At 69.4% G+C, this 8,326-nt stretch carries 9 protein-coding genes; 4 read left to right on the forward strand and 5 right to left on the reverse strand.

Going from position 1 to position 8,326, the window contains the following annotated elements:
* The 4 genes from urtB to urtE form a co-directional block, all read left to right on the forward strand.
* A partial coding sequence (gene urtB, locus ACTS11_RS13135; RefSeq protein WP_442640758.1) for an urea ABC transporter permease subunit UrtB occupies positions 1-1,034 on the forward strand: 1,034 nt, incomplete at its 5' end.
* 1 nt (position 1,035) lies between these two features.
* The gene (gene urtC, locus ACTS11_RS13140; protein ID WP_442640759.1) at positions 1,036-2,205 is read left to right on the forward strand and encodes an urea ABC transporter permease subunit UrtC; all 1,170 of its coding nucleotides are present in this window, start codon (positions 1,036-1,038) and stop codon (positions 2,203-2,205) included.
* Complete coding sequence (urtD, locus tag ACTS11_RS13145) at positions 2,202-2,942, forward strand: urea ABC transporter ATP-binding protein UrtD (RefSeq protein WP_442640760.1); 741 nt, start codon at positions 2,202-2,204, stop codon at positions 2,940-2,942. The genes urtC and urtD overlap by 4 nt, the downstream gene beginning before the upstream one ends.
* Before the next feature lies 1 nt (position 2,943).
* Entirely contained in the window at positions 2,944-3,645 is a 702-nt protein-coding gene (gene urtE, locus ACTS11_RS13150) for an urea ABC transporter ATP-binding subunit UrtE (protein WP_442640761.1), read from the forward strand.
* Here the strand turns inward: urtE and ACTS11_RS13155 are convergent.
* From ACTS11_RS13155 to ACTS11_RS13175, 5 genes are all read right to left on the reverse strand, one after another.
* Entirely contained in the window at positions 3,636-3,959 is a 324-nt protein-coding gene (locus ACTS11_RS13155) for a hypothetical protein (RefSeq protein ID WP_442640762.1), read from the reverse strand. The two genes, urtE and ACTS11_RS13155, sit on opposite strands and share 10 nt — an antisense overlap.
* Positions 3,949-4,995 (reverse strand): hypothetical protein, encoded by a 1,047-nt coding sequence (locus ACTS11_RS13160; protein ID WP_442640763.1) that lies wholly within the window; start codon positions 4,993-4,995, stop codon positions 3,949-3,951. The genes ACTS11_RS13155 and ACTS11_RS13160 overlap by 11 nt, the downstream gene beginning before the upstream one ends.
* Positions 4,992-5,399, reverse strand: coding sequence for a hypothetical protein (locus ACTS11_RS13165; protein ID WP_442640764.1), 408 nt, complete (start codon positions 5,397-5,399; stop codon positions 4,992-4,994). The genes ACTS11_RS13160 and ACTS11_RS13165 overlap by 4 nt, the downstream gene beginning before the upstream one ends.
* Complete coding sequence (locus tag ACTS11_RS13170) at positions 5,396-6,883, reverse strand: FAD-binding oxidoreductase (protein ID WP_442640765.1); 1,488 nt, start codon at positions 6,881-6,883, stop codon at positions 5,396-5,398. Before ACTS11_RS13170 ends, ACTS11_RS13165 begins: the two co-directional genes overlap by 4 nt.
* A gap of 81 nt (positions 6,884-6,964) precedes the next feature.
* Complete coding sequence (locus ACTS11_RS13175) at positions 6,965-7,933, reverse strand: magnesium transporter CorA family protein (RefSeq protein ID WP_442640766.1); 969 nt, start codon at positions 7,931-7,933, stop codon at positions 6,965-6,967.
* Between the last annotated feature and the right edge of the window lie 393 nt (positions 7,934-8,326).

Genomic DNA, 8,326 nt, shown 5'->3' on the forward strand with positions numbered 1-8,326 from the left:
CGCAGCCCGCGCCGACCGAAGCCGAGATCGACGATTCGCTCGCAACGCATGTCTTCTACGAGGTCTACCGCGAGCCCTCGCAGGCCGTCACGCAGGCCGCGCGCGACACGCTCGACGGGATCGAGACGCGCGTGGGTCTCTACCGCTTCCTCGACCTTTCGCTCGACGGGCTGTCGCTCGCCTCGATCTACTTCCTGGCGGCCATCGGCCTCGCCATCACCTTCGGCGTCATGGGCGTCATCAACATGGCGCATGGCGAGTTCATCATGATCGGCGCCTACACCGGCTATGTCGTGCAGACGATCGTGCCCGACTACACGCTCAGCATCGCCATCGCGATTCCGCTGGCCTTCGCCGTGACCTTCGGTGGCGGCGTCGCGATGGAGCGGCTGGTGATCCGCTGGCTCTATCACCGGCCGCTCGAGACGCTGCTCGCGACCTTCGGCATCTCCATCGCGCTCCAGCAGATCGTGCGGCAGATCTTCGGAACGCAGGCCCGGCCGCTCACGCCGCCCGAATGGCTGGCGGGGTCGGTCTCGCTGAACGACGTTGTCTCCATCAGCTCGATCCGCATCGCGATCTTCCTTCTCGGCGTGGTCTTCTTCGTGCTGTTGTGGCTGATCCTGAACCGCACGCGGCTGGGCCTCGAGGTGCGGGCGGTCACGCAGAACCCGCGCATGGCGGCCTCCATGGGGATCAACCCGGACCGAATCAACATGCTGACCTTCGGCCTCGGTTCGGGCATCGCGGGGATCGCGGGGGTGGCCATCGGCCTCTTCGCGCAGGTCGTGCCCGACCTCGGCTCGAACTACATCGTGCAGAGCTTCATGACCGTGGTGGTCGGCGGCGTCGGCAACATCTTCGGCACGCTCATCGGGGCGGGCATGATCGGCGGCCTCCAGAAGTTCATCGAGTGGCTGAACCCGACGAACACGCTGGCCGCGCAGACCTACATGATCCTCTTCGTGATCCTGTTCATCCAGTTCCGCCCGAGGGGCATCATCGCCCTCCGGGGCCGCGCGGCGGGGGATTGAGATGGAAGGCTCGATCTTCACGCGCAACCGCTCGGTCCCGATCTTCATCGCGGTGCTGACGCTGCTCGTGCTCGGCGTGACCGTGATGTCGGAGGCCTACGGCACCGGCGCCATATCGGTCAGCTTCACCAAGGTGCTGGGCATGACGCTGTGCCTGTGCCTCGCCGCGCTCGCCATGGACCTCGTCTGGGGCTATTGCGGCATCCTCTCGCTCGGGCATTTCGCCTTCTTCGGGCTCGGCGGCTACGTGATCGGCATGTGGCTGATGACCGCCCGCACCGAGACCGTGGTCCGCGCCAGCCTCGAGGGCAGCGCGATCCCTCCCACGGACGCCGAGATCAGCACGGCGACCGCGCTCCAGATCTTCTCGGTCGTTGGGGCGGAGGACTGGCCCTGGATGTGGGCGGCCTCGGACAGCCTGTTCCTGAGCCTTCTGCTGGTGGTGCTGGTGCCGGGGCTCCTCGCGCTCGTCTTCGGCTGGCTCGCCTTCCGAAGCCGGGTCACGGGCGTCTACCTCTCGATCCTGACGCAGGCCATGACGCTGGCGCTGTCGCTGTATCTCTTCCAGAACGACACCGGGCTTCGGGGAAACAATGGCCTCTCGGGCCTCCAGAACATCCCCGGGCTGGAAACGGTCGGGCAGGATCGCATCTCGATCTGGTTCTTCTGGGCCTCCGCTGTCGCGCTCGCCCTCGCCTATGTCGGTGCGGCATGGCTGGTCTCGGGCAAGTTCGGCAACATCGTGCGCGGCATCCGCGACGACGAGCAGCGCGTGCGCTTCCTCGGCTACCGGGTCGAGGCCTACAAGCTCTTCGTCTTCACGCTGACGGGTATCCTCTGCGGGATCGCGGGCGCGCTCTACTATCCGCAGGCGGGCATCATCAACCCCGACGAGATCGCGCCCATCGCCTCGATCTACCTCGCGGTCTGGGTCGCCATCGGCGGGCGCGGGCGGCTCTACGGGGCCGTGATCGGGGCGGCGGTCGTGTCGCTCCTGTCCACCTACTTCACCGGGGGGCGCGCGCCCGACATCGACCTCGGCTTCTACGAGATCGAGTGGGTGGACTGGTGGCCGGTGCTGCTCGGCCTCGGCTTCGTCCTCGTCACGCTCTTCGCGCCCAAGGGGCTGGGCGGTCTCGTCGACACCATCGTGCGGAAGGAGCGGCCATGAACACGCTTCTCGAAGTGCAGGGCATCTCCGTCACGTTCGACGGCTTCCGCGCCATCAACAACCTCAGCTTCGTCATCGGCCTGCCCGAGATGCGAGCGGTCATCGGGCCGAACGGGGCGGGCAAGACGACCTTCATGGACATCGTCACCGGCAAGACGCGGCCCGACACGGGCAGCGTGCGCTGGGGCGAGCTCGGTCATTCGCTCCTGTCCATGTCGGAGGCTCAGATCGCGCAGGCGGGCATCGGCCGCAAGTTCCAGCGGCCTACCGTCTTCGAGGAGCAGAGCGTTTGGGACAACCTCCGCGTCGCGCTGAAGAAGCCGCGCGGACCGCTCTCGGCGCTGTTCGACCGGGTGACGGCGGCCGACCGCGAGCGGATCGCCGAGATCGCGGCCGAGATCGGCCTGTCCGAGCATCTCGGGAGGCCCGCCGGAATACTTAGCCATGGACAGAAGCAATGGCTGGAGATCGGGATGCTGCTGGCGCAGGACCCGAAGCTGCTGCTGGTCGACGAGCCCGCCGCCGGCATGACCACCGAGGAGCGGGAGCATACGACCGCGCTTCTCAAGCGGCTCGCGACAAGCCATGCGGTCGTGGTGGTCGAGCACGACATGGAATTCGTCCGCCGCCTCGACTGCCGGGTGACCGTGCTGCACGAGGGGTCGGTCCTGGCCGAAGGCTCGCTCGATCACGTCATGGCGGACGAGCGCGTCATCGAAGTCTACCTGGGGCGCTGAGATGCTGGAAACCCGCAACCTGACGCTCCACTACGGCGGAAGCCAGATCCTGAACGGCGTGTCCCTGACCGCGCAGAAGGGCGAAGTCACCTGCGTCATGGGCACGAACGGCGTGGGCAAGACCTCGCTGATGAAGGCGATCTCGGGCACGCATCAACGCTCGGGCGGCGAGGTGATCTTCGAGGGCATGGCGCTGCCGAAGCTGCCCGCCCACAGGCTCGCGCAGATGGGCGTGGGCTACGTGCCCCAGGGCCGCATGATCTTCCCGCTCCTGACCGTGCGCGAGAACCTGGAGACCGGGCTCGCCTGCCTGCCCAAGGCCGAGCGCGCCGTGCCCGACCGCATCTACGAGATGTTCCCCGTCCTGAAGGAGATGCAGAACCGGCGCGGCGGCGACCTCTCGGGCGGACAGCAGCAGCAACTCGCCATCGGCCGCGCGCTGGTGACGCGGCCGAAGCTCCTCCTCATGGACGAGCCGACGGAGGGCATCCAGCCCAACATCATCCAGCTCATCGGCCGGGTGATCGAACAGCTCCGCGCCGAGGGCGAGATGGCGATCGTGCTGGTGGAGCAGTATTTCGACTTCGCCTACACCCTCGCAGACCGGTTCTACGTCCTCAGCCGGGGGGCGACGGTGTTCTCCGCGAAGAAGGCCGACACGACGCGCGAGGCGGTGCAGTCGGCCTTCAGCCTTCAGAGCTGACGCTCGAGGAAGGACGGCACGCAGGCCTCGAGCCCCGCGGGCAGGACCAGCCATGCCCCCGCCGCGTAGAGCCGCGCCACGAGGTCCGGCGCATCGCCCCGGAGCGTGACGGAAACCGCAGAGCCCGCCGTCACCGTCACGTCGGCAGGCAGCGCCGCGAGCAGCGTCTCGGACGGGAACGGCACGAAAGCCGCAGGCGCCTCGCCGCCCGCGCGCAGGACGAGCGCCAGCACCGCGATCCACGCCACCAGCGCGACCGGAAGGGCGAGGAGAAGCCCCCGGATCGTCCTGCGCAGCCCCGCCTCAGTAGTCATGGACATGCTCCAGCCCGAGCCCCCGCGCCGGAAGACCGCGCAGAGCGTCGCCCAGATCGGCCACCGGAACAAGGAAGAGGTGCCGCGTCTCGGGGTGGCCCTGGCGGGGAAGGTCGGCGAGCGCGCCCTGCGCCTTGGCGGCGTTCGACAGGGCGCTGAACATGATCGTGTCGTTTCCCGCGATGTCGACGAAGTCGGCCCCCTCCGCCGCCCAATCCTCAAGGATGTGCGTCAGCGCCCGGTAGCGCGGCGTCTCGACCTCGATCCCCTCGTCGATCTCGCGCAGGACCGTGACGCCCTCGACCGCCCCGAGACGCTCGGGCGAGAGGCCCCGCACCACCATCTGGAGCGTCAGGTCGTCCGCCCCCGTCGCGGCGACGGCCCCGGCGATCGCCCCGGCATAGGCGGCGCGCGCGCGATGCTCGAGCCCGAGGGCAAGCGCCCGCTCCCGGTCGCGGAGACTGCCGGTGGAGGCGGCGTCGAGCGCCGCGGCATCGGCGCGGAAATCGTAGCGGTACCACGGCACCTGTTGCAGGAAGACGGCGTAGGCGGCCGCCTGCTCGGCCGAGAGATCGTCGAGCGGCGCCCTCTCCGCCCCGCGCAGCAGCGTCGCCGCCCGTCCCACACTCTCCTCGTAGGCGGCCTTCATCAGCATCTCGAAGGTGAAGGACACCCCGATCACGTGGACGAGTTGGCGCGTCGCGGTGTCGATCTCGCCCAGGGCCGCGCTTTCCCCCGTCAGCGTGCAGAGCGTGCTCCAGTAGCCGCCGATCGCCGCGAGATAGCCGAAGTCGTGCGGGTCGCCTTGCCGGATCACCTCGGCGTAGTCGTCGTAGGCATGGACGATGTGCCACTCGGGATAGGTAAGCAGCGTCCGCACCTCGGGCCGCGTCTCGCCCGAGAGCGGCGCGGCGGGCGCAGGCACGGCATCGCCCCGGCACATGGTCTCGACGTAGGCGACGGGCGCCGCGAGGCCGACGCCAAGCAGCACGACGGCGAGGATGAGACGCCGCAGGAGACGGCCGAGCCACCTCATGCCCGGCGGGCCGAGACGATCCCGGCCGCCAGCGCGACGCCGCCGAGCAGGAGATGCGGCAGGTTCGCCGCGATGCGGAGCGGCGAGAGGCTGAACCCCAGAGACTCGTTGGTGAAGATCCCGAAGTCGAGGAAGCCCCAGCCGGCCAGGATGCCGAAGCCGCCGTCGCCGAGATAGGCCGCGCCGAACAGGAGCAGGAAGATCCGCGCCGCCCGCACCGAGACTAGCGCCGCCACCAGCGCCCAGAGCGCCGAGGCGAGGTGCAGCGCGTCGTCGAAGACGTCGAGCGCGAAGACCCCGAAGGCGAGGCCGGTGTCGTCGGTCAGGCCGGGGATGTAGTTGATCGAGGCCACCGCCAGCAGGATCGCGGCATAGGCGAAACAGATCTTGCGTTCTAAGCTCACAGCGCCTCCAGGTAGCTGTCCCACAGGTTGTTGCGCAGCACGCGCCCCGGATCGAGCGCGCGCTTGGCCTCGGCGAATTCCGCTGCGCGGGGATAGGCGCGGGCGAACTGGTCGGGCCGCGCGTGCGGCCGGTAGGGCAGGTAGTAGCTTCCCCCGATGGCGAGAATGCGGTCGATCAGGGCCTCGGTCATGCGGCGGTGATCGGCCTCGGCGCGCGCGGTCTTCTCCTGCGTGAAGGACATGACGGCGGCGATGCGTGGCGTCGGCGAATGCGCGAGCACGCTGACCGGGTCGGCGTCGACGTAGCGGAGCGTCACGTTCAGGAACTCGGCGAAGGCGTCGGGGATCACGGCGCGGCAGGCCTCGAGGAAACCGTCGAAGGCCTCGGACGGGACGAAATACTCGTGCAGGATGTCGACGCGCCCCGGATCGCGGTCGTCCAGCGTGACCACCGGCTCGTTCATCAGCGAGTTGCGTGTGCTCTCGCCCGCGATGCGGGGGGCGAGGCCCGCCTCCACCCACCAGCGCCAGCGCTTCATGCCCTCGCGGCCCACCTGCGCGCGGTAGACGCGCGAGGCGAGGTGCGAGAGCGACCCCGACCCCGTCGCGGGCGGCAGGGCGGACTGGTCTTGTGTCGGCGAATAGCTGACGAGAAGCGCCTCCTCGAAGAGATGCGCACGATCGACGTTGAGCCGCCCATAGACCATCGGTTTCGCGGGATCGGCGACCGCCTCGAGGAAGGCGGGCACGAATTCTCCCGCCGGCATCACGGCGAAGTCGGGGGCGAGGCGCTGGTTCGGCACCATCTCGACCTCGAGATCGACGATGAGGCCGATCAGGCCGTATCCCCCCATGGCGAGCGCGAAGAGATCGGCGTTCTCGGTGCGCGAGGCGGTCACGAGCGACCCGTCGGCCAGCACCATGCGCAGCGCCCGGACGGTGGCGCCCATCGGGCCGTAGGGGACCGGCCAGCCATGCGCGCCCACGCTGAAGGTCGCGGCGACGCCGAAATCGTGATTCGACTGCATCACGGCGGGGCTGAAGCCGATGGGGTCGAGCGCCGCGATCACCTGCGACCAGCGCGCGCCGCCGTTGACGCGGTAGACCCCCGCCGCGGTGTCGGGTTCGATCCAGCCGTCATCGACGGTGATCGCGTGCCCCTCCCTCGGGATCGCCTGCCCGCCCATCGAATGCCGCGCCGCACCCACGCAGACGGGGCGCCCCTCGGCCCGCGCGGCGGCAAGCTCGGCGCGGAACGCCTCGACCAGCGCGTCGCCGTGGGCGGCGGGGCGGACATGGGAATGGATCGGCGTCGCGGACAGCTCGCTCGCGTCGTCGAGGACGAGGCCCTGCCCCGGCGCGGTCTGCGCGACACCCTCGAGCCCCGGCAACCCGGGCGCGAGGCCGCGCCCCGCGGCATAGCCCGCCACGACCCCGCCGCCCAGCAGCAGGCCCCGCCGCGTGATCCTTCCGATGGTTCCCACGTGTCACCGTCCACGACGCCCCGCGCGCAAGTGTTACCCCGGCCGCGGGCGTTGCAGAAGTAGGGTTTCACCGACCCCGCGTCAGAGCCATCCGCGCCGCTGGAAGTAGAGGTAGGGCAGCACCGCCGACACGATCATCAGCCCCAGCGCGGCGGGATAGCCGAGGGGCCAGCCGAGTTCCGGCATGTGCTCGAAGTTCATGCCGTAGATCGAGGCGATGAGCGTCGGCGGCAGGAAGACGACCGCCGCCACCGAGAAGATCTTGATGATCGCGTTCTGCTCGATGTTGATCATGCCGAGCGTCGCGTCGAGCAGGAAGGTGATCTTCTGCGACAGCGAATCCGCGTGGTCCGAAATGGAGCGGATGTCGCGGGACAACGTCTTGACCTGCTCGCGCACGCCCTTGCCCGCACCGCGCAGCGCGACGACCTGCGAGAGGTAGACCGACAAGCGGTCCAGCGACGCGAGACTGTCGCGGATGTTCGAGACGAGGTCGCCCTTTCGCCCGATCTCCTCCAGCGTCGTCTGGAACTCGCCGGGCTGGGTCGGTTTCGCGCCGTGCCGCCGGAAGATGCGCCGCGAGATGGCGTCGATCTCGCGCCCCGCACGCTCCAGCACATCGGCCTCGCGGTCGACCACGGCCTCGAGCAGCATCACCAGCACGTCCTCGGCGCAGAGATGCGGGAAGGGTCCCTTCTCCAGCCGCCCCGTCACGATGCGGAAGGCGGAAGGATCGTGGTAGCGGATGGACACGAGCCGCCCCTCCGCCAGCACGAAGGTCACGGGCAGCATCTCGGGCGCGTCGCCGTGGACCTGCGCGGGGATGATCGCCGTCATGAAGGCCGCGCCCCCGTCCGAGTAGAGGCGCGAGGAGAGCTCGATCTCCTCCATCTCCTCGCGCGTGGGCAGGTCGATCGACAGGAGCGCCTCGACCTGCCGCTCCTCCTCCTCCGAGGGCTCGAAGAGGTCGATCCAGAGCGCCCGGCCGAGGTGCTCCCCGGCGCCGGGTTGGGTCATGCGGCCTTCGGACATGGCGTGCGCTGCGATCATCGCGTTCTCCCTTCGGTGGACCGGCCATCGCAGCAAGCCGGGGGATGTTCCGCGCCGCAAGCCCCAAGTGCCGGTCCGATCTGCTTGTGTCGCCGGGCCGACCTGTGCGACGGTTTCCGGCGATGGAGACTCGGCGCCGACATATCCTCGAGCGCGCGGGTGTTCCGGCTCTGGCACGGTCGGCACGCGCGCCGAGCGGATGCCGCGCGCTCCAGCGTCGGAACTCGATGGACCTCCGGCCATGACCGACGACCGAATCCGGGTTGCCGCGGCCTTCGCGCTGCCCCTCGTCCTCGTGGCCGTCGCGGGATGGTTCGCCTGGGCGCAGACTTGGTCGCGGGCCGAGGGCGAGCTGATCCGCGCAGCCGACAGCGCGGCGGAATACTCCGCGCG

This window comes from Roseicyclus sp. (assembly GCF_052168335.1).
Lineage (GTDB): Bacteria > Pseudomonadota > Alphaproteobacteria > Rhodobacterales > Rhodobacteraceae > Roseibacterium.

Excerpts from the sequence above, each read along its gene's own strand:
- ACTS11_RS13175 (WP_442640766.1), bottom strand. The coding sequence starts at position 7,933 with ATGATCGCAGCGCACGCCATGTCCGAAGGCCGCATGACCCAACCCGGC.
- urtD (WP_442640760.1), top strand. The coding sequence starts at position 2,202 with ATGAACACGCTTCTCGAAGTGCAGGGCATCTCCGTCACGTTCGACGGC.
- urtC (WP_442640759.1), top strand. The coding sequence starts at position 1,036 with ATGGAAGGCTCGATCTTCACGCGCAACCGCTCGGTCCCGATCTTCATC.
- ACTS11_RS13160 (WP_442640763.1), bottom strand. The coding sequence starts at position 4,995 with ATGAGGTGGCTCGGCCGTCTCCTGCGGCGTCTCATCCTCGCCGTCGTG.
- urtE (WP_442640761.1), top strand. The coding sequence starts at position 2,944 with ATGCTGGAAACCCGCAACCTGACGCTCCACTACGGCGGAAGCCAGATC.
- ACTS11_RS13155 (WP_442640762.1), bottom strand. The coding sequence starts at position 3,959 with ATGACTACTGAGGCGGGGCTGCGCAGGACGATCCGGGGGCTTCTCCTC.